The sequence below is a fragment of the Pseudomonas sp. BJa3 genome, assembly GCF_026343815.1.
GTDB classification, from domain to species: Bacteria; Pseudomonadota; Gammaproteobacteria; order Pseudomonadales; family Pseudomonadaceae; genus Aquipseudomonas; species Aquipseudomonas soli.
Genome location: NZ_JAOXMC010000003.1, coordinates 334,137 through 359,650, shown reverse-complemented (window position 1 = coordinate 359,650; position 25,514 = coordinate 334,137). Strand labels below are relative to the sequence as shown.

Annotated in this window: 24 protein-coding genes and 1 pseudogene; 6 read left to right on the top strand and 19 right to left on the bottom strand. The window is 66.0% G+C overall.

Annotation, left to right across the window (positions count from 1 at the left end; translation table 11 throughout):
* The 8 genes and pseudogenes from OH705_RS05215 to OH705_RS05180 all read right to left on the bottom strand — a co-directional run.
* Positions 1–223 (bottom strand): annotated as a pseudogene (locus OH705_RS05215) (IS110 family transposase); the annotation flags it as partial.
* Between the two features lie 691 nt (positions 224–914).
* On the bottom strand, positions 915–1,634 hold the full coding sequence (locus tag OH705_RS05210) for a thioesterase II family protein (RefSeq protein WP_046855218.1): 720 nt from the start codon (positions 1,632–1,634) through the stop codon (positions 915–917).
* A 4-nt stretch (positions 1,635–1,638) separates the two neighbouring features.
* Positions 1,639–1,860 carry an MbtH family protein gene (locus tag OH705_RS05205; protein ID WP_023632740.1) on the bottom strand — a complete coding sequence of 74 codons (222 nt, stop codon included), beginning with the start codon at positions 1,858–1,860 and terminating at the stop codon, positions 1,639–1,641.
* Between the two features lie 199 nt (positions 1,861–2,059).
* Positions 2,060–3,454 carry an efflux transporter outer membrane subunit gene (locus OH705_RS05200; RefSeq protein ID WP_094011442.1) on the bottom strand — a complete coding sequence of 465 codons (1,395 nt, stop codon included), beginning with the start codon at positions 3,452–3,454 and terminating at the stop codon, positions 2,060–2,062.
* Positions 3,451–6,534, bottom strand: a complete 3,084-nt coding sequence (locus OH705_RS05195; protein WP_038706334.1) for a MexW/MexI family multidrug efflux RND transporter permease subunit — start codon at positions 6,532–6,534, stop codon at positions 3,451–3,453. The genes OH705_RS05200 and OH705_RS05195 overlap by 4 nt, the downstream gene beginning before the upstream one ends.
* An 18-nt stretch (positions 6,535–6,552) precedes the next feature.
* Complete coding sequence (locus tag OH705_RS05190) at positions 6,553–7,647, bottom strand: efflux RND transporter periplasmic adaptor subunit (RefSeq protein ID WP_104445208.1); 1,095 nt, start codon at positions 7,645–7,647, stop codon at positions 6,553–6,555.
* Between the two features lie 14 nt (positions 7,648–7,661).
* The gene (locus OH705_RS05185) at positions 7,662–8,147 is read right to left on the bottom strand and encodes a DUF2165 domain-containing protein (RefSeq protein WP_263157925.1); all 486 of its coding nucleotides are present in this window, start codon (positions 8,145–8,147) and stop codon (positions 7,662–7,664) included.
* A 240-nt stretch (positions 8,148–8,387) separates the two neighbouring features.
* Complete coding sequence (locus OH705_RS05180) at positions 8,388–9,602, bottom strand: sugar transporter (protein ID WP_267301237.1); 1,215 nt, start codon at positions 9,600–9,602, stop codon at positions 8,388–8,390.
* 218 nt (positions 9,603–9,820) lie between these two features.
* Here OH705_RS05180 and OH705_RS05175 point away from each other — a divergent pair, with 218 nt between their 5' ends.
* Positions 9,821–11,137: a hypothetical protein gene (locus tag OH705_RS05175; RefSeq protein WP_267301235.1), complete on the top strand. Its 1,317-nt coding sequence runs from the start codon at positions 9,821–9,823 to the stop codon at positions 11,135–11,137.
* A 34-nt stretch (positions 11,138–11,171) separates the two neighbouring features.
* Here the strand turns inward: OH705_RS05175 and OH705_RS05170 are convergent, their stop codons facing one another.
* Entirely contained in the window at positions 11,172–12,164 is a 993-nt protein-coding gene (locus OH705_RS05170) for a bile acid:sodium symporter family protein (RefSeq protein WP_160290888.1), read from the bottom strand.
* 133 nt (positions 12,165–12,297) lie between these two features.
* On the opposite strand from OH705_RS05170, the gene ampC reads away from it, so the two are divergent.
* The 3 genes from ampC (at position 12,298) to OH705_RS05155 (ending at position 14,702) form a co-directional block, all read left to right on the top strand.
* Complete coding sequence (ampC, locus tag OH705_RS05165; protein ID WP_267301232.1) at positions 12,298–13,437, top strand: class C beta-lactamase; 1,140 nt, start codon at positions 12,298–12,300, stop codon at positions 13,435–13,437.
* 1 nt (position 13,438) lies between these two features.
* Entirely contained in the window at positions 13,439–14,062 is a 624-nt protein-coding gene (locus tag OH705_RS05160; RefSeq protein WP_094011436.1) for a glutathione S-transferase family protein, read from the top strand.
* Positions 14,063–14,369: 307 nt separating this feature from the next.
* On the top strand, positions 14,370–14,702 hold the full coding sequence (locus tag OH705_RS05155) for a hypothetical protein (protein WP_046855208.1): 333 nt from the start codon (positions 14,370–14,372) through the stop codon (positions 14,700–14,702).
* Between the two features lie 53 nt (positions 14,703–14,755).
* Here OH705_RS05155 and OH705_RS05150 read toward each other — a convergent pair whose 3' ends face one another.
* The 3 genes from OH705_RS05150 to OH705_RS05140 form a co-directional block, all read right to left on the bottom strand.
* A complete protein-coding gene (locus OH705_RS05150) occupies positions 14,756–15,061 on the bottom strand; it encodes a hypothetical protein (protein ID WP_038706341.1) in 306 nt (101 codons plus the stop codon).
* Positions 15,062–15,281: 220 nt separating this feature from the next.
* Positions 15,282–15,470: a hypothetical protein gene (locus OH705_RS05145; RefSeq protein WP_023632482.1), complete on the bottom strand. Its 189-nt coding sequence runs from the start codon at positions 15,468–15,470 to the stop codon at positions 15,282–15,284.
* Between the two features lie 140 nt (positions 15,471–15,610).
* Positions 15,611–15,931, bottom strand: a complete 321-nt coding sequence (locus OH705_RS05140) for a YbjQ family protein (RefSeq protein WP_023632483.1) — start codon at positions 15,929–15,931, stop codon at positions 15,611–15,613.
* 134 nt (positions 15,932–16,065) lie between these two features.
* On the opposite strand from OH705_RS05140, the gene OH705_RS05135 reads away from it, so the two are divergent.
* Positions 16,066–17,493, top strand: a complete 1,428-nt coding sequence (locus OH705_RS05135) for an MFS transporter (RefSeq protein ID WP_267301230.1) — start codon at positions 16,066–16,068, stop codon at positions 17,491–17,493.
* A complete protein-coding gene (locus OH705_RS05130; protein WP_023632689.1) occupies positions 17,490–18,218 on the top strand; it encodes a class I SAM-dependent methyltransferase in 729 nt (242 codons plus the stop codon). The genes OH705_RS05135 and OH705_RS05130 overlap by 4 nt, the downstream gene beginning before the upstream one ends.
* Before the next feature lie 130 nt (positions 18,219–18,348).
* Here the strand turns inward: OH705_RS05130 and ribD are convergent, their stop codons facing one another.
* The 7 genes from ribD to OH705_RS05095 form a co-directional block, all read right to left on the bottom strand.
* Positions 18,349–19,263 carry a bifunctional diaminohydroxyphosphoribosylaminopyrimidine deaminase/5-amino-6-(5-phosphoribosylamino)uracil reductase RibD gene (gene ribD, locus OH705_RS05125; protein WP_094011434.1) on the bottom strand — a complete coding sequence of 305 codons (915 nt, stop codon included), beginning with the start codon at positions 19,261–19,263 and terminating at the stop codon, positions 18,349–18,351.
* On the bottom strand, positions 19,260–19,919 hold the full coding sequence (locus OH705_RS05120; RefSeq protein ID WP_023630995.1) for an SAM-dependent methyltransferase: 660 nt from the start codon (positions 19,917–19,919) through the stop codon (positions 19,260–19,262). The genes ribD and OH705_RS05120 overlap by 4 nt, the downstream gene beginning before the upstream one ends.
* 12 nt (positions 19,920–19,931) lie before the next feature.
* A complete protein-coding gene (locus tag OH705_RS05115; protein ID WP_023630994.1) occupies positions 19,932–21,623 on the bottom strand; it encodes a WD40 repeat domain-containing protein in 1,692 nt (563 codons plus the stop codon).
* Between the two features lie 24 nt (positions 21,624–21,647).
* The gene (gene ribA / locus OH705_RS05110) at positions 21,648–22,244 is read right to left on the bottom strand and encodes a GTP cyclohydrolase II RibA (protein WP_023630993.1); all 597 of its coding nucleotides are present in this window, start codon (positions 22,242–22,244) and stop codon (positions 21,648–21,650) included.
* A 34-nt stretch (positions 22,245–22,278) separates the two neighbouring features.
* Entirely contained in the window at positions 22,279–23,289 is a 1,011-nt protein-coding gene (locus OH705_RS05105; protein WP_104445202.1) for a formylglycine-generating enzyme family protein, read from the bottom strand.
* 65 nt (positions 23,290–23,354) lie between these two features.
* Complete coding sequence (locus OH705_RS05100) at positions 23,355–24,248, bottom strand: VOC family protein (RefSeq protein WP_094011433.1); 894 nt, start codon at positions 24,246–24,248, stop codon at positions 23,355–23,357.
* On the bottom strand, positions 24,248–25,291 hold the full coding sequence (locus OH705_RS05095; protein ID WP_023631667.1) for a methyltransferase: 1,044 nt from the start codon (positions 25,289–25,291) through the stop codon (positions 24,248–24,250). The genes OH705_RS05100 and OH705_RS05095 overlap by 1 nt, the downstream gene beginning before the upstream one ends.
* Between the last annotated feature and the right edge of the window lie 223 nt (positions 25,292–25,514).

The window sequence follows — 25,514 nt, the reverse complement described above, 5'->3', positions numbered from 1 at the left end:
TCAGCTTGGCCTCATGCCCCATCGCTTTGATTTCTCGAGCCAGGCAGTGCGAGCCGGCACAGGCCTCCATCACCACCGTGCAAGGAGGATGATTAGCCAGAAACCGCATCATCTGCGGCCTTGAGCACTTCTTGCGCGACACCTCGTTGCCGAACTTGTCTTGGGCATGCAGGTGGAAGGTATGTTTGCCGATGTCGATGCCGATCAGTGTCACGTTGCTCATGATGACGGTCTCCGAAGAAAAACACCCTGCGAAAGCGTACGCCTCGCAGGGTGCCGGGGTGACCATCTCATTAAGTAAGCCGCCGTAAGGGCGGAAAGGTGACTATGCGTCGACATCGTAAATGAATGCACTTACAACTATAAAAACCGATGCCGTTTGTCTTTGACTTTGACTTTGACTTTGACTTTGACTTACACAGTGTGCGCTTTGAAAGTTATATGCGCATTCATTTGCGATGGTGACGCATAATCACCTTTCCGCCCTTACGGCGGGTCCCTTTTTGAAGGATCAAAAAGGAACCAAAAAATCCTCGCTCCATTCATCCGGCCCCTACGCTTCGCTCCGGGGTCCCCTCACTCCGGCCTTGCTCCCGGGAGGACCGCGCTGAACGCCCCATCCTGGGGCGCAGCGCTTGACGGGCATCCATGCCCGTCACCTCCCTCCGCAAGACCTCCGTTCGGCCTCCTGAAGTCGCAATTTGTGGCGCCTGAACTATCGCGCACTTAGAAGCAAAAGCAGAGCAAGAGCAAGAGCAAGAGCAAGAGCAAGAGCAAGAGCAAGAGCAAGAAAATAAGTTTGAGATTTGGAGTTGGAAGTTCTTATTGCAGTCAGGCCTCTCACCGACAACCAGGCATGAGGCCTCTGCAGAATCATAAAACTGTAAGACGAATTCTATAATCCGCCCCGCCTATCACGCACAAAGCCGCAATGGCTCCAACGTCCTGCAAAGCACATCAAGCACACGATCTTCATGCTCATGAATAAAGAAATGCCCTCCCGGAAACTTAGCCAGCGAATACTCGCCAACCGTCTCCCGCCCCCAGGCCTGCAACTGTTCGTCATTGGCGCGATCGTTCTCGCCGGCGAATACATGCAAGGGACATTGCAGCGGCAGGCGCTGCTCGTACGCATAGCGGCCGCAAAGCAGGAAATCCGCCTGCACGATCGGCAAGGTCAGGCTCATGAGCTCTTCGTTGGCCAGCACTTCCTCGGAGGTACCACCCAGCTTGCGCAGCTCGGCGATCAACTCGGCATCACCACGCGGCTCGGTCCATTTGCCACCGGCGTAATCCTCGCGCCGGGTCGGCGCCGCGGTGCCGCAGGCGAACAAGGCCACTGGCGGCGGGCAGCCGAGTGCACGCAGTTCATGGGCCAGCTCGAAGGCGACCAACGCCCCCAGGCTGTGCCCGAGCACGGCGTAAGGCGCATGGGTGACGGCGCGCTGCTCATGGGCCAACTGCCGGGCCAATGCCCGCAAGTCGGTATGCAGCGGGTCAGCCATGCGCGCACCGCGCCCGGGCAGCTCCACCGGGCGCACCTGCAGCCAGGCCGGCAGCTTGCGCCGCCAGCGGCTGTAGACCATCGCACTGGCACCGGAATACGGCAGGCACAGCAGATTCAGGGTCGACACCGCCTTATTGCGCCGCGACTTCGGCCATCTTCTGGCGCAGGCTCAGCGGGCGCATGTCGGTCCAGACTTCGTCGATGTAGGCCAGGCAGTCCTTCTTCAGGCCGCTCTTGCCCACCGCGCGCCAGCCATTGGGGATCGCCTTGTAGTCGGGCCAGATGGAATACTGCTCTTCGTGGTTGACCACTACCTGGAACTGGATATCGTCGCGGTCGAAAACGGAAGTCATTGCCTGTCTCCTTGAATGATGAGGGCCGAACGCGCCGGGCGCAGGGCGGCTCCCATGAAAACGAAAAGAGCGCGGGGAAAATTAGGGGCGCTCGACGATAGCCTTGCGGCGCGCTCAAGATCGAGCGCCGACCGCGCGGCGCATGGCGGATGAATCCGCTCCTACGTTTGCCAGCCTTGGTTGCACGACAGGTCTGGTGCTACTGGGCTTCACTCCCCCAGCCCAAGGCCTTGTACAGCGCAATCGCATCCAGGTACGAGGCTGTCTCTGCCTCCGCCACCTCGCGCTTGATCGAGAACAGCGCACGCTGGTTCTCCAGCACCGCCAGGTAGGTGCCGGCCCCGCGCCGATAGCGCTTGTTGGCGATGTCGATGGCCTCGCTGCCGTGCCCGGCAGAAGCCACCAGGCTTTGCAACCGTGCCTGGTTGCGCACCAGCTGCGTGACGGCGTTCTCCACTTCCTCGCGGGCCAGCAGCACCGCCTGCTGGTAGCGCGCCTGGCTGCCCTCGGCCAGCGCCTCGCGCACCCGCAGGCGCGCACGGGCATTGCCCAGGCGCAAGGCCGGCCAGGTGACCATCGGCGCCAGCTCATAAGCGCGGGCCGCGCTGCCCAGGTCGCCGCTGCGCAAGGCGAAGAAACCAATGAACCCGCCCAGGTCCAGGCGCGGGTACAGCTCGGCAGTGGCCGCACCGACGTCCTCGGTGCTGGCCGCCAGCTCGCGCTCGGCACTGACCACATCAGGTCGCTGGCCAATCAGCGCATCGACGTCGCCCAGCGGCAACTGGCGCGCCAACGGCGGCAGGAACGGCGCGGCGCCCTGCTCCAGGCTGCCCGGCACCTGCCCGGTCAACACATCGAGGCGATAGCTGGCCTGCTCGATGGCCGCCTGCAGCGGCGGCACCGCCGCCTCGCTGAGCAGCAGGTTGGCATGGGCGTTCTGCTGATCCTCGTACTGGCCACTGCCGGCACGCACCTGGGCGCTGGTCAGTTGCAGGGTCTCGCGCCAGGCCTCGACCTGGTCCTCGGCCACGACGAGGCTGCGCTTGAGGCCGAGCTTGAGGTAGTAGTTGCGCGCTACTTCGGCGGCGATGCTCAGCCGCACCTGGCGCAGGTCCGCCGCCGCCGCGTCGGCACGCGCCTCGGCGGCGTCGGTCAGGCGCTGCAGGCGGCCGAACAGGTCGACCTCCCACTGCACGTCGAATCCGGCGCGGTACTGCTCGGTGCGCATGCGTCGCGGGTCGCTGCCATCGGCCGGTTGCTGCTGCTCCAGGCTCTGGTTGTAGCCGGCGCGGGCGGTGACCCAGGGGTAGCGGTCTAGGCTGCGGTCGTCGAACAGTGCCCGCGCCGCCAGCAGGTTGGCATGGGCCTGGCGGATATCGTGGTTATTGGCCAGGGCCTGGTCGACCAGGCGCACCAGTTGCGGATCGTCGAAGAACCGCCACCACTGCTCCGGCATCTCGCCACGGGCGGCGAAGGCGGCGCGCTGCGGGCTGTGCAGGCCACTGGCAGGTGCCTCGGGCTTGCGGTAGTCGGGGCCGACGCTGCAGGCCGACAAGGCCAGGGCCACCAGGGATACGACGAATACCGGCTTCATGGCTGGCTCTCCAGGGTTTCGGCCAACGAGCGGGCCCGCGCCGAACGCGCCGTGCTGGCATGGTCACGGGCCAGCAGGCTGTAGATGGTCGGCAGCACGAACAAGGTGAACAAGGTGCCGACCAGCATCCCGGTGACGATCACCACGCCGAGCCCGAAGCGGCTGGCGGCGCCGGCTCCGGAGGCGAACAACAGCGGGATCAGGCCCACCACCATGGCCGCCGTGGTCATCAGGATCGGTCGCAGGCGGATCTGCGCCGCCTTGCCGATGGCCGTGCGCCGGTCCAGGTGCTGCTCGGCCTGCAAGGTGTTGGCGAACTCGACCATGAGGATGCCGTGCTTGCTGATCAGACCGATCAGCGTCACCAGGCCGATCTGTGTGTAGATGTTCACCGTGGCCACCCCCAGTGCCAGCGGCAGCAGCGCCCCACTGATCGACAGCGGTACGGTGATCAGGATGATCAGCGGATCGACCAGGCTCTCGTACTGCGCCGCCAGCACCAGGTAGATCACCACTACGGCGGCGAGGAAGGCCAGCATCAGGGCATTGCCTTCCTGCTGGTACTGGCGTGCGTCGGACTGCCAGTCGATGCTGAAGCCCGCCGGCAATTCGGCGGCGACCTGCTCGAGGAAGGCCACGGTGTCGCCCAGGGTGACGCCGGCCGCCGGAATACCCTGGAAGGTCGCGGCGTTCTGCTGGTTGAACTGGGTAAGGCGGTTGGGCTCGACCTGCTCGCTGACCTGCACCACGGTGGACAGCGGCACCAGCCTGCCCTCCTCACTGCGCACGTACTGCCGGGTCAGGGCCTGCGGCGTCAGGCGCTGGTCACGCGGGCTCTGCGCGATCACATCATAGGAGCGGCCATCCAGGCCGAAACGGTTGAGGTAGTTCTCGCCCACCAGCACCGCCAGCGACTCGCCGATGTCCTGCATGCGGATACCCATGCTGTTGGCCTTGGCCCGGTCGACCCGCACCTGCACCACCGGGTTGTTGTAGTCCAGGTCGCTGTCGACCACGGCGAACAAGCCGCTCTGCCGCGCCTTGGCCTTGACCTGCTCCATGGTGTCGAACAGCACCCGGTAGTCCTGGGAGCTACGCAGCACCATCTGCACCGGCAGGCCGCCAGTGGAGCCCGGCAGCGCGGGCAGCTGGAAGGCGAAGATGCTGGTGCCCTCGACATCATTCACCGCTGCCTGCAGGTCGAGCTGGATCTGCGAGGCATTGCGTTCGCGCTCGTTCCACGGTTGCAGGTTGATGCCGCCAATACCTGAGGCGATGCCGTCGCTACCGTTGATGATCCAGGTGCTGACGGTCTCTGGCAGGGTCCGGTAGACCGAGTCGAGCTTGTCGGCGAAGCGCTCCACATAGGCCAGGTTGGCATGCTGTGGCGCCTTGATCGCCGTGAGCAGCCCGGCTTGGTCCTCGGTTGGCGCCAGCTCACGCTGCGGCAAGGCATACAGCAGCGGCAGGCTGACCAGCACCAGCAAGGCGAAACCGACGCTGATCCAGCGGTGTTTCAGCGAGAAGCCCAGCACATGGGCGTAGCGCTCGGCCAGCCAGTCGAAGAAACGGTTGGCCGCATGGGCCATGCGCCCCTCGGACTGCCGGGCGTCGAGCAGGAACGAACTCATCACCGGCGACAGGGTCAGGGCCACCACGCCGGAAACCACCACTGCTCCGGCCAGGGTCAGGGCGAACTCGCGGAACAGCGCGCCGGTCAGGCCGCCCATCATGCCGATCGGCGCGTACACCGCCGCCAGGGTGATGGTCATGGCGATCACCGGCCCGGCTACCTCGCGAGCGCCGATCAACGCCGCCGCCACCGGGGTGCGCCCTTCCTCGATATGGCGGTGGACGTTCTCCACCACGACAATGGCGTCGTCCACCACCAGCCCCACCGCCAACACCATGGCCAGCAGGGTGAGCAAGTTGACGCTGAAGCCGAACGCCAGCATCAGCGCCGCGGCGCCGAGCATCGACAGCGGGATGGTCACCACCGGGATCAGCACCGTGCGCAGCGAGCCCAGGCACAGGTAGATCACCACCACGACGATTGCCAGGGCCTCGAGCAAGGTCTTGGTGACCTCGTCGATGGAGGCCTGGATGAAGCGCGCCGTCTCGAAGGCCAGCTCCGCCTTGACGTCCGGCGGCAGGGTCTGGCGAATCTGCGGCAGCAATTGGCGGATGCCATCGACGATCACCAGCGGGTTGCCGCCCGGGGTGGCGAACAGCCCCAGGTGCACAGCCGGCACGCCGTCCATGCTGGCGCTGGTCTCCGCCGAGGCCGCGCCCAACTCGACGGTGCCGATGTCGCGGATACGCACCAGGCCGTTGCCGTCGTTGCGAATCACCAGCTCGCGGAAGTCGCCGACCGAGGTCAGGTCGGTGTCGACGCGGATGTTGGCGATAACGTACTGGCCTTTCACCTTGCCCGGCGCCGCCTGGTAGTTGTTGCGGCGCACCGCCTCTGCCACGTCGGCCGCGGTCAGGCCACGGGCGGCCAGGCGCGACGGGTCGATCCACAGGCGCATGGACAAGGTCTGGCCGCCGAACACCTGGACCTTGGCCACGCCCTCGATGGTGCTGAGCAGCGGCTCGACCACTCGGGTGAGGTAGTCGGTCATGGCCGGGATAGGCAGGCTCGCACTGGAGAAACCGATGTAGGCCACCGCCGTGGACTCGCCCGCAGAGCGCTCGATCACCGGATCGTAGGCCCGTTCCGGCAGGCGGAAGCGTACCTGGTTGACCTTGGCCATCACCTCGGTGAGGGCCTGGGTCGAGTCGCGGTTCAGCTCCATGCGCACGGTCACCAGGCTACGGCCCTGCACCGACGAGGACGACAGGTAGTCGATGCCCTCCACCGACGACACTGCCTGGGCGATCGGCTGGGTGACGAAGCCCTGCATCAGCTCGGCGGGGGCGCCGGGGTATTCGGTGGTCACGGTAATGGTCGAGCTTTCCAGCAAGGGGTACTGGCGGATCGGCAACTGCAGCAGCGACAGCAGCCCCAGCAGCAGGATCAAGGTGCTGACCACCAGCGCCAGCACAGGCCGGCGCACGAACAGGTCGGTAAATGTCATAGCGTGTTCTCGCTGGGGTCAGGCGCCGCTGGCCGGAGCCTGCAGGGTGTCTACGGTGGCTTGCACGGCGGTGCCGTCGCTCAGGCGCAACTGCCCGGACACCACCACCTGGTCGTCTTCGCGCAGGCCCTGCTCGATCACTACCCGGCCGGCCTGGCGTTCACCGGTACGCACCGACACACGCTGTACCACCAAGGCATTGGCGGCGGCATCGTGGCGGGCGACGAACACCGTGTCGCCGTAGGCGGTGTAGGCCACGGCGGTTTCCGGCACGGTCAGCACCTGGCCGTCATCGGGGCTGGCTACCTGCACGCTGGCATACATGCCGGCCGACAGGCGCGCATCGGGCTTGGCCAGGGTGGCCTGCACCTGCACCGTGCGCGAACGGCCGATCAGGGGATCGATGGCGGTGATATGCGCGGTGAAGGCCGTATCGGGGAACGCATCCAGGCGCACCTCAACCGGCTGGCCGGTGCGCAGCTGGGCGCTGAGCTGCTCCTCAAGGGAGAAGTTGACATACAGGCTGCGGGTGTCGATCAGGCTGACCACCGGGTCGCCGACATTGAGATACTGGCCCTGGTTCACCCGGCGGATACCCAGGCGCCCGTCGAAGGGTGCGCGCACCGCCTTCTGGGCGATCACCGCCTCGGTACGGGCCAGCTCGCCCTGGGCCATGTCGCGGGCCGCCAGGGCGTTGTCCAGCTGTTCCTGGGTGGCGGCGTTCTCGCGCAGCAGGTCCTTGACCCGCCGGTAGTTGGTCCGTGCATTGTCCAGCTGGGCCTTCAGGCGCAGGCGCTCGGCCTGCTCCGGGGCATCGTTGAGGGTGACCAGCACATCACCCTTGCGCACCTGCTGGCCGGAGCTGAAGTTGATCGCCGTCACCCGCCCGCCGATCTCGGCCGACACCAGCACCTGGTGCACCGCCTCCAGCTCGCCGACGCCGGCGAAGGCGCGCTTCTGCGGTGCTTTCTGTACCGTGGCCAGGGCCACCTTGACCAAGTGCCGCGGCGCGGATGCCGTGGCCTGGGCCTCCCCGGCGTGGCGCCAGGCCAGGCCACCGGCGGTAATCAGGGCCAGCACCAGGGCACTGCCAAGTATTGCCTTGCTATTCATTGCGCGTCCTCGCCTCAGGCCCAATCCAGGTTGAACAGGAAGAACGCCAGGGTCGCCCACAGCACCAGCACCAGGTGGGTGAGCTGCAGGCCTTCCTGGCGTATCCAGTAGCCGAACCACAGGCCCCCGAGCAACATGGCGAAGGTGAAGGCAAGGAAGGCGCCAAGCGCCAGGTTCAACCAGGTGCGGGCCATGAGCGGGTCCTGCACGACGATCAGCCCATAGCTGCCGACCCAGGCCGCCAGGCTGGCGACGATCTGCAGCAGCAGGATCACCAGCAGCGCGGCGCGGGCCAGGCCCGCCGAATGACAGGCCCTGCGCAGCAAGGGGAATTCGATGGCCGGCGGCTGGCGCAGGGGGGCCATGGCCAAGGTGGCGCCAATGGCGCCGACGGAGCTGGCGAAAGCCTGCAGGTTGTTCAATACCGCGATGCTCAGCCACAACGCCAGGCCCACGGCCTGGATGGCCTGGAACAGCCACAGGGAGGTGTGCAAATCCATATCAACGTCCGTATTGATGGCCTGGGCGGGAGGCCAGGCAATTACACAAGAAAACGCTTGGATATTAGAGGCAGCCTAGCCGATACACAAGCGCCCCTATTACAGGGGCGCGTGTTGCCAGGGAAGTTGATGCGGATCAGTCGGGAGACATTTGCCGGGCTGGAGGTGCCAGGAACCGGGATTCTTGGTCAATGGAATTCCTGCAGGAGCGGCTTTGACCGCTCCTGCAGAAGGCGTGGTTCACGCCTGCCCAGGCGCCCGAGTCAGGGCTTCGCGAAAGCGCTGGGTACTGGCCAGCGCCAGCACCAGGCCGACAACCGCCACGCCGCCCCCCACCAGGCCGATATGCGCCACGCCCACCTGGCTGCTGACAATGCTGCCAAGCAACGCACCGCCACCAATACCGATGTTGTAGATACCGGAGAACAACGCCATGGCCACGTCGGTGGCATCCGAGGCAAGCTTGAGGGTCTTGGACTGCAAGGCCAGGCTGAAGCTCAGGATCGCCACGCCCCAGACCATGCTCAGGGCGGCGAACACCTGGAAATTGCCCGACAGGGGCAACAGCAGCAGCAGGCACGCGGCCAGGGCGCCGATGGCACCCACCAGGAAACCATGGGGGAAACGCTCGCTGTAGCGGCTGAACAACACAGAGCCGAACACCCCGGCTCCGCCGTACAGCAACAGCAGCAACGTGGTGTGTTCGCCACTGATCCGTGCCACGTGCAGGGCGAAGGGTTCGATGTAGCTGTAGGCGGTGAACTGCGCGGTGATCACCAGGGTCACCAGCATGTAGGTGATCACCAGCGCCGGACGCTTGAACAGCACCGGCAGGCTGCGCAGCGAGCCGGAGTTCTGGCTCGGCAGCAGCGGCAGCGACTTCATCAGGCAGAGCATGGTCGCCAGTGCCACCCCGGCGATACACAGGAAGGTGATGCGCCAGCCCAGCGCCTCACCCACCACCCGCCCCAACGGGATGCCCATGACCATCGCCAGGGTAGTGCCGGTGGCCAGCAGGCCCAGCGCCTTGGCCTGCTGGCCGGGCGGCGCCACGCGCACCGCCAGCGACGCGGTGATGGCCCAGAACACGGCATGGGCCAGGGCGATGCCGATGCGGCTGACCAGCAGCATGGCGAAACTCTGCGACAGCCACGACATCAGGTGGCTGAGGATGAACACCAGGAACACCAGCAGCAGCAGGCGGCGGCGCTCGATGTTGCGGGTCACCAGCATCATCGGCAGCGAGGCCAGCGCCACCACCCAGGCGTAGATGGTCAGCATCAGGCCGACCTGCGCGGTGCTCATCTCGAAGCTGCGGCCGATATCGCTGAGCAACGCCACAGGGACAAACTCGGTGGTATTGAAGATGAACGCCGCCAGCGCCAGGGCGATGACGCTCAGCCAACTGCCGCTGCCGGCGGTCGGAGGCATGGAGGTGGGGACGGGACCATTCATGTGTAGACGTTTTTCTCCGCGGACAAGGCAACAGGACGCGCATCGCCTGCCCGGATGCCAGGCCGGTGACGCACGTTTTTTATTGGAAGGATGTCCGGCATGGTACGCATCAAGGCGGGGCCTCACAACCGCAGGTGCGGACCGAGTACCATGCGCGCCTGCGTGCACCTTTTTGTCGCACATCACCTACCCTGCGGAACAAGGAGTTCGATCCGCCCATGGACAAGCAGCACCCCCAGCAGCAATGGCGCGAGGCGGTCATCGCCTATGCCGAGGCCATCAACCGCTATGTCGCGCATGGCCGCGCGCAAGGCTGGGACAATCTGGAGGAACCACAGGCACCGGCCACCGAGCACCTGCTCGAGGCCTGGCAGGCAGCCCTGCTGGCCATCAACCGCCCGGGCACCGACGAGCAGCAACGCCAGCTGTTCCGCGAAGCCTGGCCCCCGGCTCACCTGCCGCTGCTGCCATTGCTCGACGAACAGGCCCAAGGCATCGGCAACCTGCTGCTGCTCGATGACGGCAGCCTGCTGGTGCGCATCGGCATGCCGTTCGAGCGCGGCCAGGTGCTGCGCCTCGATGGCCAGGGCGTCACGCCGGTGATCGGTGTCGAGCACTTCGGGCGCTGCCCAGGGCGGCGCTACTACGCCCTGGCCAACGCCGAGGGGGTCCGCGTGACCGATGGCTGGGGCGGCCCGCAGGTGGCCCGGCTGGCCTGGCCCCATGGCCTGGAAGGGTTGCCGGCGGGCTACCCGTTCGACCCCTTCGACTTGCCACCGATGCCCACCGCGCTGCTGCCCTTCCCCGATGGCCAGCGGGTGCTGCTGGTCAGCAGCGACGGCATCTTCGTGCTTGCCGCCGCCGGCGCCACACGTCTGCTGCCACGCGAGGACGACATTCTCGAGGAACTGCGCCAGGGCACCGACCCGGACGACATCGCCTTGGGCCTGACCATGGCACATGCCGCGCTGTCACCGGACGGCAGGCTGGTTGCCCTGGGCGAACAATGCGGCCGTCACCTGGTGCTCGACGAGCAGTTCAGGCGCATCGCAGAGGTCGGCCCGGCCAGCGAATACCCGCACTTCGCGCTGTTCAACCGCCGGGGCGACCAGTTGATTCTCAATGCCTGCCACTTCTATCAGGGCGGCACACTCGGCGTGCGGGTGGCCGACCTGCCGGGACTGGATACCGGTTTCTACAGTCAAGACCCACGCACGCCACAACTGCAGTGCGGCGCAAGGGTCTACGCCGGGGTGGCCCGTGACGGCGAGTACATCGTCGGTGACGCCCATGGCTACCTGCGCGCCTTCGGCGAGGACGGCCACGAGCACTGGCAGCACTATCTTGGTTCGACCATCAGCGCCATGGACATCAGCGCCGACGGCCGCACGCTGGTGGCGGCCAGCCATGCCGGGTTCATTTCGCAGATCGCCCTGGACCGTGGCCGACCGCAGTGGCAGATCGGAACGGGGGCGCATGGCGAGGTGCGGCGCTGGTTGTGCTGGAAAGGCTTCGACCGGCCGCTGGCCTGGTAGGTCGCTGGCGCGGGCCTGCGGCAAGGCATCCGTCTCAGGAAGCCGTCGTCGCCTGCTCGCCCTCCTCGGCCCGCGCCGCATAACGTTGTGCCAGCACCGCGCAGACCATCAGCTGGATCTGGTGGAACAGCATCAACGGCAGGATCATCGCGCCGATGCCACCGCCGACGAACAGCACCTGGGCCATGGGCACGCCTGTCGCCAGGCTCTTCTTGGACCCCGCGAAAAGGATGGTGATGCGGTCCTCGACATTGAAGCCCAGCAGCCGCCCGAGCAGCCGCGTGCCGAGCAGCACCATTGCCAGCAGGATTCCGCACACGGCAAACAGGCCTGCCAGGTGCTGCGGCGACACCGTGTGCCACAACCCGGTCACCACTGCCTCGCTGAAGGCGGTGTACACCACCAGCAGGATCGAGCCCTGGTCCACCAGTTTCAGCCAGCGCGCATTGCGCTTGACCCAGGCACCGATCCAGCGGCGGGCGATCTGCCCGGCGACGAAGGGCACCAGCAACTGCAGGGTGATCTTCAGCACCGCGTCCAGCCCGGAGCCGGTGTCGCCCGAGGCGCCCAGCAGCATCACCACCAGCAGCGGCGTGAGGAAGATCCCCAGCAGGCTCGAGGCCGCCGCGCTGCAGATCGCCGCCGGCACGTTGCCACGGGCCAGCGAGGTAAAGGCGATGGCCGACTGCACCGTGGCCGGCAAGGCGCACAGGTAGAGCACGCCCAGGTACAACTCGTTGCCCACCAGCGGCACGAACAGCGGCTTGAACGCCAGCCCCAGCAGCGGGAACAGCACGAAGGTGCAGGAGAACACCAGCAGGTGCAGGCGCCAGTGGCCGGCACCGGCGATGATCGCCTCGCGCGACAGCTTGGCGCCGTGCAGGAAGAACAGCAGGCCGATGGCCAGGTTGGTCAGCCAGCCGAACAGCACCGCGCCGTCGCCTGAACACGGCAGCACGGTGGCGATGAACACCACCCCGAGCAGGGCCAGGGTGAAATTGTCGAACAGCATGCGCAAATATCTCATCACAGGTTCCGTCTTGTCTTTGTGCAAGCCTGGACGATAAGGTCTCGGCCCTCATGCCGCTAACGCCGGAACCCCCGCCGGTATCGCCCAACGGACAACCTGGCGGCTGAAACACGAAAAGGAACCTTGCACCATGAAACGTCCCCCTCACCTGCTGCTGGCCACTGCCCTGACGCTGGCCGCGCCACCGCTGTTCGCAGGCGACCTGCAGCACAGCGTCGATGGCGTCATCCAGCCGCTGATGCGCGAGCACGGCATCGCCGGCATGGCCGTGGCAGTGTATGCCAATGGCCAGGCGCACTATTTCAACTATGGCCTGGCCGACAAGGCCAGCGGCCAGTCCGTGACCCGCGATACGCTGTTCGAGGTCGGTTCGGTGAGCAAGACCTACACCGCCACCCTCGCCGCCCTGGCCAGCGCCGAAGGCAAGCTCGACCTCGCGGCGCCCGCCAGCCGCTACCAGCCCGCCCTGGCCAAGGCGCCGATCGGCAGCGCCACGGTGCTTGAGCTGGGTACCTACAGCGGCGACTGCCTGCCGCTGCAGTTCCCCGACGAGGTGCAGACGAAGGAGCAGACCCTGGCCTGGTTCCAGCACTGGCAACGCCGCGCCGAACCCGGCACCCAGCGCTGCTACTCGAACCCCAGCCTGGGCCTGTTCGGTGACCTGGCAGCCCGCGCGCAAAAGCGGCCATTTGCCGAGCTGATGACCCAGGGGCTGCTGCCCCGGTTGGGCCTCGAGCACACCTACCTGGAAGTACCGGCCAACGCCCGTGGCCTCTATGCCCAGGGCTACGACGCCAAGGACCAGCCGGTACGGGTCAGCCCGGGCCCCTACGCCGAGCAGGCCTACGGCATCAAGACCAGCGCCAGCGATCTGTTGCGCTATGTGCAACTGCAACTGCAGCCGGATGCGCTCGATCCGGCCCTGCGCAAGGCCATCGCCATCACCCAGTCCGGTTACTTCCAGGTCGGCGCCATGACCCAGGGCCTGGGCTGGGAGCGCTACTCCTACCCGGTCAGCCTCGACACCCTGTTGGAATACAACGGCGCCAAGATCATCCGTGGAGAAAACCCGATCAAGGCGTTGAACCCGGCCCTGCCCGCCGAGCCTGCCGCCTGGTACAACAAGACCGGAGCCACCGGGGGCTTCGGTGCCTACGTGGCATTCGTGCCGTCGAAACAGATGGGCATCGTGCTGCTGGCCAACCGCAACTATCCCAACGAGGAGCGGGTCCGCGCAGCGCAACGCATCCTCTCCAGTCTGGAGCGCTGACATGCTCAGAGTCCTTGGCAAGGCCTCGTCGATCAATGTACGCAAGGTGCTGTGGACCTGCATCGAACTGAACCTGCCGTTCGTACGCGAGGACTGGGGTAGCGGCTTCCAGTCCACCGACTCGCCCGAGTTCCTCAGGCTCAATCCCAATGCCATGGTGCCGGTGATCGTCGATGGCGATTTCGTCCTGTGGGAGTCCAACACCATCCTGCGCTACCTCGCCAACCAGCATGACGGCGCCCACCTCTACCCTGGCGCTCCCCGGGCTCGCGCCGCGGTGGACCAGTGGCTGGACTGGCAGGCTACCGACCTCAACGACACCTGGCGCTACCCGTTCCTGTCGCTGGTGCGCCAGTCCCCGGCCCATCAGGAACCGGCCCAACTGGCCAGCACCAGCGCCCAATGGATGGCGAAGATGCGCCTGCTCGAACAGCGCCTTGAAGCGACCGGCGCCTTCGTCGCCGGTAACGCCTTCAGCCTGGCCGACGTGGCCATCGGCCTGTCACTGAACCGCTGGCTACGCACCCCCCTGGAGCACCCGCCGCTGCCAGCGCTTGCCGCCTATCATGCACGCCTGCGACAGCGCCCGGGCTTCCTCGAGCACGGCGACAACGGCTTGCCATGAACATCGGAGATGGATTGTCAGACAAAATGTAGTGCATGAAAATTTTCACTACAAAGCTGTTGACGCCCTTCCCGGGTCTTGGGCATGATGAGGCCGTCTCCCTGATCGGGAGCGGTGGCAAGGGTGTTCCAGACGGCCTGCGCGGTAACGCAGGCCGTCCGTGGAGAGGGAATCTGCCCAGAAGGCAGCGTGAGAAAGCCCCTGTTGCGAAGCTGCTGTAGCAGCCTTGGTTAGCGCGCTACATGTTGTGGCGCCAAATGTGAACTTCGGACGAACTTCACCAACGAATGTGAGTAATGGGGGCTTTATGATGAACTTGAACAACAATCCAACCATCGACCAACTGGCCCAGCTGTTCGCCGCGCGCAAGGACAGCCTCGACGACCACCTGCTGTGGGTCAGCCAGTCCGGCGAGGTCCGCCTGGATCGCCTGCCGCCGAACACGGTCGAAGACGAGTTCGAATCGCACATGCCCAGCATGCGCGCCCGTTTCAAGGTCTACCGCCGTGGCCAGGGCTACGTCGGCAAGAAGGCCGCTGCCGACACCTCTTTCGTCGGTCGTGTGCTCGAGACCCTGCAACAAGAATGGCCGACCGCCCGTGAGCGGCAGGCAATCAAGGTGATCGACGCGTTGAATTGATCCCGCGGCTTAACACCGTTTCTTGAGCCCGGCCCGACAAAGGCCGGGCTTTTTCATGCCTGGCGCCTGCGCGGCATGGCTTCGGGCAGCGGCAAGGCGCCCGTGGCCAGGGCACGGGCGCGGTCAACGCCCCACACCAGGGCGCGGGTCATGGTCTCGCCCGGGCGCGAGGGGTAATACTCCTCCAGCAATGCCTTGCCGTCGCGGGCGTACAGCCCAAGAAACAGCTGCGTGGCGCCAACCCTGGACAGGCGCACCTGCACATCGATGCTGGTGCCGTCGCTCAACTCCTCGTCATGACAACGGCTGTGCAACTGTGCATCGGCCCATTGCCAGTAGGTCTCTTCCCTGATTCGCATTGAAGTCGATACTCCGTGTCTGAAATGCCGCGCAAGAAAAGCACAGCTTCGAGCCGACGGCGAGGGGGACCCGCCGATACCATGAGCGGGATCAAGAAATGACGGGAAATGCGTGCCATTGGGCGGTTTTGCACAGATCGGACAAACATGATCGCGGGGCAAGCCCGCCCCACAGACCTTGTTTGCCTGTGGGGCGGGCTTGCCCCGCTAATGTGCTGTTTCACTTTTTCGACGGGACACGCGGCGTGAACCGCCCCTTCTTGGCCCGTTGCAGGTGTGCCGGCTGCAGTTGCTCCGACTCGTCCAAGGTCATGTTGGCAAAGCCCAGGCGCAAGGCCGCTTGCCCGCAGCGCACCTGGCTGTTGATCGGAAACGCATCGTTCAGGTCTTCAAAAAAAGATTCGCTCATGCCCTGACTCCCTCCAATGGCGACCGTGCCGGCAGGCAATGCACCTGCCTAGTGAAGCAGCGGCCCGTTGAAGTGAGACTAGCCGGTCATTTGCAGACCAGTCGGACAAAAACTCCTTGCCCGACCAGTGGCAACTGGCCTTACTTCAAGCGCACCGCCGTACCGGTTGCGAACACCACGACCATGCCGCCCTGCACCGACGGCATGCTGATCTCGAAGTCCACGCCCACCACTGCATCGGCTTGCAACTGCCGTGCCCGCGCCACAAGCTCCTCGGTGGCCTGCTCACGGGCCAGCTTCAGCGCACTCTCCAGGGTCTGCGAACGGCCACCGAAGAAATCGCGAAAGCGTGCGAAGAAATCGCGCACGAAGTTGATCCCCTGCACCGATTCGGCGCTGACCACACCGAGGTATTCGGCAACGGGGCGGCCTTCGAGCTGGCTGGTGGTGCTGATGATCATGGGTGAAGCTCCTGGAACAAGACAAAAGAGCACGATCCTAACAAATCCTCTGCGGCCAAATTACACAAGCAACTTCTTGAATAATGATTTTCCGGCTCCTAGACTCCCAGCGCAGGATCACGCAAGGAGCCTTCATGACCGCCATCCCCGAACAGCCCCCCGCACGCTGGAGCGAATTGCTCAGCGGTGGCAATGCGCTGCGCTCGATCGCCCTGGCCGGCGGTGTCGCCCTGCACGCCGTCAATGTCTATATCGTCACCACGCTGCTGCCCACGGTGATCGACGAAATCGGCGGGTTGGCCTTCTATGCCTGGAACACCACCTTGTTCGTGGTGGCCTCGATCATCGGCTCTACCCTTTCCACCCGCCTGCTGGCCCGCGGTGGGCCACGGGTCGCCTACCTGCTGGCACTGCTGGTGTTCACCCTCGGTTCGGCAGTGTGCGCAATGGCCACCAGCATGCCGCTGCTGCTGGTCGGGCGCAGCGTGCAAGGCCTGGGCGGCGGCATCCTGTTTGCCTTGAGCTATGCGCTGATCCACCTGGTGTTCGAGAGCCGCCTGTGGCCCCGAGCCATGGCCCTGGTCTCGGCGATGTGGGGGGTGGCCACACTGTGCGGCCCCGCCGTGGGCGGCGTGTTCGCCGAGGGCGGGCACTGGCGCTGGGCATTCTGGTCGCTGCTGCCGGTGGCCGCCGCCCTGGCGCTGATCGTCTGCCTGCGCCTGCCGGCGCGCCAGGCACTGGACGACAATGGCGGCCGCCCGGCCTATGGGCTGATCGCCTGCCTGGTGGCCTCGGTGCTGGCGATCTGCGCGGCCAGCCTGGCCGACTCACTGTGGGTCAACCTGGGCGGGATCGTCGCCGGCCTGGCCATCGCCGCGCTGATCGCCCGCCTTGATCCCCGCGCCCGCCACCACCTGCTGCCCACCGGCGCCTACAGCCTCAGGCAACCGATGGGCGCACTGTTCGCCATGATGTGCCTGCTGGTCGCGGCCATCACCACCGAGATCTATGTGCCCTACTTCCTGCAGCGCATCCATGGCTTCGGCCCCTTGGCCGCGGGCTACCTGACGGCCGTGATGGCCGCCGGCTGGACGGTCGGCGCCCTGGCCAGCGCCGGGCGTGATCGCGATGGCGGTGCCTGGCAGATTCGCTGCGGCCCGCTGCTGGTGGCCCTGGCGCTGCTGGCCCTGGCACTGCTGACACCCGCCTTGGCGTGGGTCGCCAGCGCGCCGGGCCTGGCCGTGTTTGCCCTGGCCCTGGCCGGCGTCGGCCTGGGCATCGGCCTGGGCTGGCCACACTTGCTTACCCGCGTGCTGCAAGCGGCGCGCCCCGGCGAGGAAAACCTCGCTTCGGCCTCGATCACCACCGTGCAACTGTATGCCACCGCGCTGGCCGCGGCCCTGGCCGGCCTGGTGGCCAACAGCGCCGGGCTGGTCGAGCCAGGTGGCGTGGAAGGCGCACGCAGCGCGGCACTGTGGCTGTTCGCCGTATTCGCCTGCGCACCGCTGTTGGCCCTGCCATTGGCGCTGCGCCTCACCTCTGAACGCAAGGAGTGCCCATGAAGGAATCCAAGGAAGTCTACGAGCGCATCAGCGAGCAGTTCGAGGACTTCACCAGCCACGCCAGCCAGCGCGGGGTCGAGGTCGACACCTTTCGCTACATGGCCGGTGAGGTGATCGGCGAGGAGATCCTCGACCTGGCCTGCGGCCATGGTTTCTTCAGCCGCCGCCTGAAGGACTGGGGCGCGGCGAAGGTGCATGGCGTGGACATCTCGCCGAGCATGATCTACCAGGCGCGCCAGGCCAACGACGGCATCGCCTATGAAGTGCGCGACGTAGCACAGATGGGCCAGATCGGCCAGTTCGACAAGGTCACTGCGGCATGGTTGTTCAACTACGCCGGCAGCGTCGAGGAGCTGCGGCGCATGTTCGAAAGCGTCGCCCTCAATCTCAAGCCGTCCGGTCGATTGATTGCCTACACCGCCAACCCGACCTTCGACCTGGCCCGTGGCAACTTCACCGAGTACGGCATCCGCGTACTGGACGAACAGCCGGTCGAGGGCGGCTTCCGCTGCCAGGGACAGTTCATGAGCACGCCGCCGGCGGACTTCACCTACTACCGCTGGCACAAGGCGGTCTACGAGCAGGCCGCCCATGACGTGGGCCTGCGCAATGTGCGCTGGATCGCCCCGCTGATCAGCGGCATCCGCAAGAAGGCACATCCGCCGGGGTATTGGGACCTGTTCGAACAGAACAGCCTGCAAGTCGGGTTGATCTGCAGCCGCTGAGATCGCTGGCGCCGCCAACGCGGCGCATCGCCGGCAAGCCGGCTCCCACACCGATCGCGTACAACCTCAAGCCATGCGCCATCCCGTAGGAACCGGCTTGCCAGCGATGGGATGCACAAGGCGTCCCCGCTCAGACCTGTACCAGCCACTCATCCACCAGCCCTTGGCGCGCCAGAACCTCGCACCACGCAGGCTGCGCCTCGACCTGGACTTCATTGCAGTCGAGCGCGTACAACGCCTGCAACACCCGCTGAGCATCAACCTCCTCGATCACCTGGCAGCGCGCCCGGGCATAGCGCCCGTCACGCATCGCCTGCGCCGTATGCAGCACCAGCGTCGGAGCAAGGCCATCCAGCACCTTGGCCGAGGCCGGGCAATCGAGCCGCTGATCAACCACCACCCGCAACGGAGTCACCGGCTCGACTCGCTGTGCCGGAACCTGCGCCAGCAGCGACGGGTCGCAGGCCTTGACCCAGTCACAGGTGGTCAATAACGCCGAGGCCCTGCCCCGCCAGTGCTCCAGCGGCGCTTGCTCGTCGCAATGGCTGAGCATTGCGCCCTCACCCATCGCGCCAATGGCCAGGGCCGCCGGCCGCAATACCCGCACCCAGGGGCGCTGGCGCTCGATACGCGAGAAAAACCCGCGATTGAGGGCTCGCGCCGTGGGACAGGGCATGGCCTCGACCGCGATGCCCGCTTCGCGCAGCCGAAGCGCACCGATGCTCTGCGACGCATCGGCACTGGCCGTGACCACCCGGCGCACCCCGGCGGCCACCAGGGCATCGGCGCACGGCGGGGTGCGCCCATGGTGACCACAAGGCTCGAGCGTCACATAGGCGGTGGCCCCGCGCGCCGCCGGGCCTGCCTCCTGCAAGGCGTGGACCTCGGCATGGGCGTGGCCGGCGCGCTGGTGCCAGCCGCGCCCCACCACCTGGCCGTCGTTGACGATCACGCAGCCGACCCGCGGGTTGGGCATGGTGCTGTACAGGCCCTGGCTGGCGAGCGCCAGGGCCATGTCCAGGTAATGGCGGTCGAGCGCACTCACGTGCGGACCAGCGCCAGCAGATAGCGGGCCTCGCCATGCTGACGCTCGATCACCTCCAGGCCCTGCCAGGTGAAGCCATGGGCCTCCAGTGTCTGGCGGATGCCAGCGTCGGTGAAGAAATAGCCCTGGCGCTGGTTGTCCATTTCCCGCCACCCCGCCTCGGGGTGGGCATCATCGACCCCGAACACGTTCAGCCCGACCAGCGCGCCGGGGCGCAACAGGCGGCGCACATGGGCCAGGTAAGGGCCCCACTCGTCCGGGTGCTGATGGTGGAAGCAGCCGTTGTCCAGGGCCGCGTCGAACACCGTCCCCGGCGCCGGCTGCCAGTCCTGCATGGCCTTGTTCACCAGGTCGAGACGATCACCCCAGCGCTTGCGCAACAACGGCCAGCTGGAGTTCTCGACGATATCCAGCCCGGTGACGCGGTGCCCGGCGAGGATAAAGGTGGAGGCATCGCGGCCACGGCCCACGCCGATATCCAGCACATGCTGGTCACCGTGCGGGTCGAGCCGTTCCAGGAAGGCCTGGGCCGCCTGGATCATGCCGACATCCCACGACCACTCGTCCTCGCCGTGGCTGTAGCGGTGCACGAACGAGGTGTCGAGGGCCTTGCGGTAGTCGCCCTGGGGCATGAAGTCGCTTGCTTGCTTGCTCATCGTGCTGCTCCTTCAGGATGCCAGGCGGGCGTCGATGCCGTAGATGCGCCCGTCATAGGAACTGGCCAGGAACGCATCGCTGGCCGCGTCATGGGTCAGGCAGGAAATACCGCTGGCGGTGGGCCGCTGCACCGGCAGCCAGCGCCGCGAGGCCAGGTCGAACAGCGCCACGGTGCCGTTGTAGGCGGCGGTGGCGATCACCCGGCCATCGCTGGAGGCGGCGATGCACTTGATCGAATGCTGGTGCGGCGAATCGAACACCTCGTCGCCGGTCTCCAGCCACAGGCGCAACTTGAGGTCGCGGCCGATACTGGCGAAACCGCCGGTGATCGGGCAGCAGCCGTTGGAAATGCGCGTATGCGCCGCCTCGATATGCCGCACGCAGCTGAAGTCGGCGATGCTGTGCAACGCGGCGTCGGCCGAAGCGCAGACGCTGAACAGGTGGCGCTCGTCGGCGGCCACGCCCTTGATCGCGTTGTCGTGCATCGGGATCGATGCCACCAGGCGCAAGCCGCCCTTGCCGTCATGACCGAACACCAGGCCTTCGCCGGTGTAGGTGCCGATCAGCGCCAGGTCCTCGCCCTGCTTGACGAAGGTGGCACCACAGTTGAGCGGTGAACGGTGCTGGTAGAGCATGCGCCCGGACAGGCCATCGAACACCTGGCCCATCTGGCCACCAGTCAGCAGCAACGGGCCGAACGGCAGGAGGAAGTTGCACAGGCTGCCGACACAAGTCACCGGCTGGTCGTCACGGTGCAGGATGCCAGCGTCGCCGATGCTGTACTGGCGCTCTTCGCTGCGCACCACGGCATTGATGCTCACCGCCGGCTCGATGCCTGACACCTGCCACTGGTCCTGCTCGTAGTTCCAGGTGGCGTAGCGCGAGCCGAAGGTGGCGAACACCAGCTGCTCGTCGCCAACGAAGGCGCAGCTGCGTGGCCAGACGATGCTCGGCAGCGCGGTGCTGCGGCGTTTGACCAGGTTGCGCCCGGCATCAAACGTCCAGAGGATCGCCGAGCGGTCATAGCTCAGGCTCACCAGCAGGCGTTTGTCGTCGTTCCAGACGATGCGCTTGATCCCTGCGGCATGGGCCGGCACGGTCTGCACCTGGCCATCGGCGATGATCGAGATGCGCCCCTCGTCATCGCCGGCGAACACCACACCTTCGCGGGTGATGGCGATGGTGTCGGTTTCCACGCCACCGATGTCCACCTCATCGCATTGCTGGCCGCTGCGGGTGTCCCACTGGCGTACGGTGCCGTCATCGCTGCTGGAGATCAGGCGCTGGCCATCCGGCGACCAGACCACCGAGATCACGTCGGCCTGGTGGCCATGGAATGCCTGCAGTTGCACGCCATCGAGGTCGAAGATGCGCAGCACGTGGTCACGCGAGCAGGTCGCCACGCGCTGGCTGTCGGGCGAGAACACCGCCATCTCGACGTCGTCGTTGTGCCCCTGCAGCACGGCCTTCAGACGCATGCTCGGCACTTCCCAGATACGCGCGGTGTAGTCGCTGCTGGCGCTGACCAGGTGCTTGCCGTCACTGCTGAAGGCGCACTGGTTGGCCAGGTGGTCATGGTGCACGCGGTGGATCGGCTCGCCGGTGGTGGCGTTCCACAGGATCACCTGGTTGTCGTAGCCGGCGGTGGCGACGAAATGCGCGGCATGGGCGGCTATACCGCTGATAGGGCCAATGTGTTTCATCGAAAGATCCTTTTTCGCTGGAGGTCAGAGCTTGATCGAATGGGCGGACTTGACGGCCTTCGCCTGCAGGTAGTTGCGGTTGTGGTTGGTCAGGAACACCCCGGTGGGTACCTGCTCGATCACATCGATGCCGCCGGCGCGCAACTGGGCGACCTTCTCCGGGTTGTTGGTCAGCAGGCGGCACTGGTCCACGCCCAGGGCGCGCAGGATCTGCACGGCAGGGTCGAAGGAACGCGAGTCGGCCAGGTGGTTGAGGCGCAGGTTGGCTTCGTAGGTGTCCAGGCCCGAGTCCTGCAGCAGGTAGGCCTCGAACTTGGAATACAGGCCGATGCCGCGCCCTTCCTGGCGCAGGTAGATCAGGTAGCCGCCGACCTCCTTGAGGGTACGCAGGGCCTCCTGCAACTGCGGGCCGCAATCGCAGCGCTGCGAGCCGAACACATCGCCGGTGATGCACTCGGAATGCACCCGCACCAGGGGCACGTCGCACTGATCGCGCCCGATGCCCACGGCGAAATGCTCCTGGTCGCGCGCGAAGCCGTTGAAGCCGAAGAAATGGGCATCGACATCGCCGCCGAGGATGGAAATCGGCACGATGGTGTGAAGCGAAACATCCTTGTTCATGGAATCAGACCTCTTGCACGGAAGACGGAAAAACTCAGTTATGGTTTTCAACCAGGCGCAAACCCATGACGTAGATCGGTCGCGGGTAACGCCCGTGGCGGCGCGCGGTGCGCGCCAGGTCGCGGAAACGGGTGAAGCTGCCACCGCGGGCAACGCGGTGGGTGCCGACATCGAGCACCAGGTCGTCCTCGATGCGCGGGCCACCGGGGTAAGGCTGGTAGTCCTCGGCAACGTACTCCTCGACGTTGCCGGCCATGTCCAGCACCCCGAACGGCGAGGCGGCGTCGATGAACACGCCCACCGGCGTGCTATCCAGATAACCCAGCTCGGCGGTGTTGGCATGCTCGACCTGGTAGGCGTCACCCCAGGGGAACTGCCGCCCTTCGGGGCCGGCGGCGGCATACTCCCACTGCGCCTCGGTGGGCAGGGCAAAGCGCCGGCCGGTACGCTCGCTGAGCCAGCGGGCATAGGCATCGGCATCACTGGCCGAGACGCTGTACACCGGGTGGTTGGCATGGTGCCGTGGGTAGCGGCCGAAGGCCCAGCCGTCGGGGATGCCGGTATGACCGCTGTCGAGCAGGAACTGGCGATACTCCTGGTGCGTGACCGGGAAGCGGGCGATGCGGAACGCCGCCAGCTCGACCGCGTGGCGCGGGGTCTCCTTGTCGATCCAGCTGCGGTCCAGGCCCAGCCCGTCGAACTGCTCCATCACCTGCGTCACCGCGCCTGGGTCCAGGCCGATGTGCACCCGCGCCGCGGGAATGTCGATCATGTCCGGAGCGAAGGTGTCGATGCGTGGATCACCGCGCAGCGCCAACACCTCGCCGGCGCCGATGCGACGCGCCAAAGGCTGGCGCGGCTGTTCCAGGATGGCGAGCAGGACATCCAGCGGAGCCTGGAGCAGATCGGCGAACGCCTCGCTGACCTTGGCCTGCAGGGGATGCTCCTGGTACTGCTCGGGATAGCCCATCAATGCCCGGTCGCTGACATCCTTGGGCAGCGGGCTGGGCAGCCGTGGCCAATGCCACTGTTTGTAGCTGTTCATGCAAATACCTGCCTGGGCACAGGCCTGCACGCGCAAAGGCGCGGCAGGCGTGTGACGACGTGGGATCAGAGACGGTCGAGGAGCAACCGCGGGTTGCTTTCGATCATCTCCACTTCGGCGCTGTACACCTCGATCACCAGGCCATCGGGGTCTTCGAAGTACACGGCGCTGCGCACGTTGTCCGGCCCATGGTGATAACCCGGAGCCGGGCCGTTGCCCTTGACCAGCTTGATGGTGCCGGCGGCGGTGACCTGGTCGGCAATGCGCCTTACATCCTCGGGCAGTGCCCGTATGCCGATGTGGTAGCCGGCCGGGTAGCTGAACGACTCGCTCTGCTCGATGAAGAAGTCGAAGCCGTTAAGCTCCATGACTGCCTTGCGCGGGCCGAGGTTGTAGCAGTAGTTCGCGCCGAGTATGTCGCTGTAGAAGGCCTTGGACGCCTCCAGGTCGCGGGTCAGGATGTTCACGTGGTTCATTTCCGGGCGCTGCCTGGCCCGCGCCGCCTCGTCCAGCCCCAGGCCGTCGAGGGAGCGCCACAGCTTGGTGGCCGCGGCGAACTTGGCGAAGCCCGCCAACCAGTCCTTGATCACCACCCCGGGCACCTGCCCGCTGGCGATATCCAGCGGGTACGGATAGAGGAAGCCATGGCTGGCCTGCTGCCACTGGGCGATCACCCCCGTGGCGGACGGCAACTGCGCCAGCGTACCTTGCACCCGCACCAGCACCAGCGCGGTATTGCGGCACAGCCCTGCGGCCTCGCTGAGCAAGGTGTTCAGCGCCCCCGGGGGCGTGGCGCTGTCGAGCAGCAGGCAGACCGCGTCCACCGGCCCCTGGCCGGCCGGCTTCTGGCTGACCTGCAGGCTGAAACCCGCTGCCGCCGCAGCGCTGCCCAGGCTGTCAAGGGCCTGGGCAGCCGCGTCACCGAGCGGCGCGGCGTGCAATGCCAATAGACGCAACATCAGGCAGCCCTCCGCCCGATCAGCAGGGTATAGCGGCCGATCGGCTCCTGCTCCACCGTGAGCCCCGCCGCTGCCATGCTGTCGATCAGGTAACGGCTGGGGTGCAGTTCACCGTTGACCGTGTTGAGCATCATGTGCAGGGAGAAGTCGGCCGACAGGGCGGGATGAATCTCATCGTCTTCCAGGGCCATGCTCAGCACCAGCAGCGCGCCGTCGTCCTCGACCATGCCGGCGGCGCCGGCGATCAGGGTGCGCACCTGCTCACGGGTGAAATAGTGCAGGCAGTCGTTGAGCATCACCACATCGGCGCGCTCGCCCTGGTACTGGGCCAGGTCCAGCAGGTTGCGGGCATGGAAGCCAAGACGGTCGTCGAGCCGGTACTTGGCGAAGGTGGCCGCGGCCGCCTCGCGGGTGGGCTCCAGGTCCCAGACCTCGCCTTTGACCTGCGGATGTCGGCTGGCGATCTCGGCGAGGTAGGTGCCGTGGCCGCCGGCGAGGTCGATCACCCGACGGGCCTTGTCGAACAGCGGCAGGTCACGCAGCACATCCACCATGGGCTGGCTGAAACGGACCATGGCGTCGTTGAAGGCATCGCGGGCCGCCAGGTCGTGCTTGAAGCGGTTCTCCTGCTGGAAGTCCAGCGAGGCACGGCTGCGCAGGACTTCGTCCAGGCGTGGCCAGTTGTGCCACTGCAGGCGCTGGTGGTCGATGATAGGGCCGATGAACTCGGCGCTGTCGCTGACCAGGAAACGCTGGCTCAGCGGCAGGTTCTCGAAGCCTTGGGCGGTGCGCTTGAGCAGGCCCATGGCCACCAGCGCGTTGAGGAAGATCCGGCCCTTGTTCGGCACCCAACCCAGCGCATCGCTCAAAGCCTCGGCACCGACTGGCTGGCGGGTGTGGTCGAACACGCGCTGGGCCAGCGCCGAATGCAGGATGGCGGACTGGCGGTACTGGTCGGAGAGCTTCACCAGGTCGACCACGCTCTGCAGGCTGCTCACTTCATCGGCATGTTCATAGATGGTCACGGGTTTCTGGGCATTCATGCACTCACATCCCTGTCGAGTTGTTGTTGATGGGCCCATGCCCGGCATTTGCCAGCAAGGTGTTGACGCACTTGCACGCACCCCTCCCTGGGACCGGCAAGCACAGGCTCCGCAGATCAGCCTAGACGCGGATCAAATAAATACAACTAATACCTTTTATATTTTTATCGCATATAAATTTTCTTATCGATAATTGTTCCCCCTTGCACAAATCACCGCGAAT

What these genes read in the sequence shown, in the direction of transcription:
- OH705_RS05195 (WP_038706334.1), bottom strand. Translation starts at nt 6,534, where the DNA reads ATGACATTTACCGACCTGTTCGTGCGCCGGCCTGTGCTGGCGCTGGTG.
- OH705_RS05190 (WP_104445208.1), bottom strand. Translation starts at nt 7,647, where the DNA reads ATGAATAGCAAGGCAATACTTGGCAGTGCCCTGGTGCTGGCCCTGATT.
- OH705_RS05115 (WP_023630994.1), bottom strand. Translation starts at nt 21,623, where the DNA reads ATGAAACACATTGGCCCTATCAGCGGTATAGCCGCCCATGCCGCGCAT.
- ribA (WP_023630993.1), bottom strand. Translation starts at nt 22,244, where the DNA reads ATGAACAAGGATGTTTCGCTTCACACCATCGTGCCGATTTCCATCCTC.
- OH705_RS05155 (WP_046855208.1), top strand. Translation starts at nt 14,370, where the DNA reads ATGATGAACTTGAACAACAATCCAACCATCGACCAACTGGCCCAGCTG.
- OH705_RS05175 (WP_267301235.1), top strand. Translation starts at nt 9,821, where the DNA reads ATGGACAAGCAGCACCCCCAGCAGCAATGGCGCGAGGCGGTCATCGCC.
- OH705_RS05100 (WP_094011433.1), bottom strand. Translation starts at nt 24,248, where the DNA reads ATGTTGCGTCTATTGGCATTGCACGCCGCGCCGCTCGGTGACGCGGCT.
- OH705_RS05145 (WP_023632482.1), bottom strand. Translation starts at nt 15,470, where the DNA reads ATGAGCGAATCTTTTTTTGAAGACCTGAACGATGCGTTTCCGATCAAC.
- OH705_RS05130 (WP_023632689.1), top strand. Translation starts at nt 17,490, where the DNA reads ATGAAGGAATCCAAGGAAGTCTACGAGCGCATCAGCGAGCAGTTCGAG.
- OH705_RS05170 (WP_160290888.1), bottom strand. Translation starts at nt 12,164, where the DNA reads ATGAGATATTTGCGCATGCTGTTCGACAATTTCACCCTGGCCCTGCTC.
- OH705_RS05205 (WP_023632740.1), bottom strand. Translation starts at nt 1,860, where the DNA reads ATGACTTCCGTTTTCGACCGCGACGATATCCAGTTCCAGGTAGTGGTC.
- OH705_RS05135 (WP_267301230.1), top strand. Translation starts at nt 16,066, where the DNA reads ATGACCGCCATCCCCGAACAGCCCCCCGCACGCTGGAGCGAATTGCTC.
- OH705_RS05095 (WP_023631667.1), bottom strand. Translation starts at nt 25,291, where the DNA reads ATGAATGCCCAGAAACCCGTGACCATCTATGAACATGCCGATGAAGTG.
- OH705_RS05140 (WP_023632483.1), bottom strand. Translation starts at nt 15,931, where the DNA reads ATGATCATCAGCACCACCAGCCAGCTCGAAGGCCGCCCCGTTGCCGAA.
- OH705_RS05160 (WP_094011436.1), top strand. Translation starts at nt 13,439, where the DNA reads ATGCTCAGAGTCCTTGGCAAGGCCTCGTCGATCAATGTACGCAAGGTG.
- OH705_RS05200 (WP_094011442.1), bottom strand. Translation starts at nt 3,454, where the DNA reads ATGAAGCCGGTATTCGTCGTATCCCTGGTGGCCCTGGCCTTGTCGGCC.
- ampC (WP_267301232.1), top strand. Translation starts at nt 12,298, where the DNA reads ATGAAACGTCCCCCTCACCTGCTGCTGGCCACTGCCCTGACGCTGGCC.
- OH705_RS05150 (WP_038706341.1), bottom strand. Translation starts at nt 15,061, where the DNA reads ATGCGAATCAGGGAAGAGACCTACTGGCAATGGGCCGATGCACAGTTG.
- OH705_RS05180 (WP_267301237.1), bottom strand. Translation starts at nt 9,602, where the DNA reads ATGAATGGTCCCGTCCCCACCTCCATGCCTCCGACCGCCGGCAGCGGC.
- OH705_RS05185 (WP_263157925.1), bottom strand. Translation starts at nt 8,147, where the DNA reads ATGGATTTGCACACCTCCCTGTGGCTGTTCCAGGCCATCCAGGCCGTG.
- OH705_RS05105 (WP_104445202.1), bottom strand. Translation starts at nt 23,289, where the DNA reads ATGAACAGCTACAAACAGTGGCATTGGCCACGGCTGCCCAGCCCGCTG.
- OH705_RS05120 (WP_023630995.1), bottom strand. Translation starts at nt 19,919, where the DNA reads ATGAGCAAGCAAGCAAGCGACTTCATGCCCCAGGGCGACTACCGCAAG.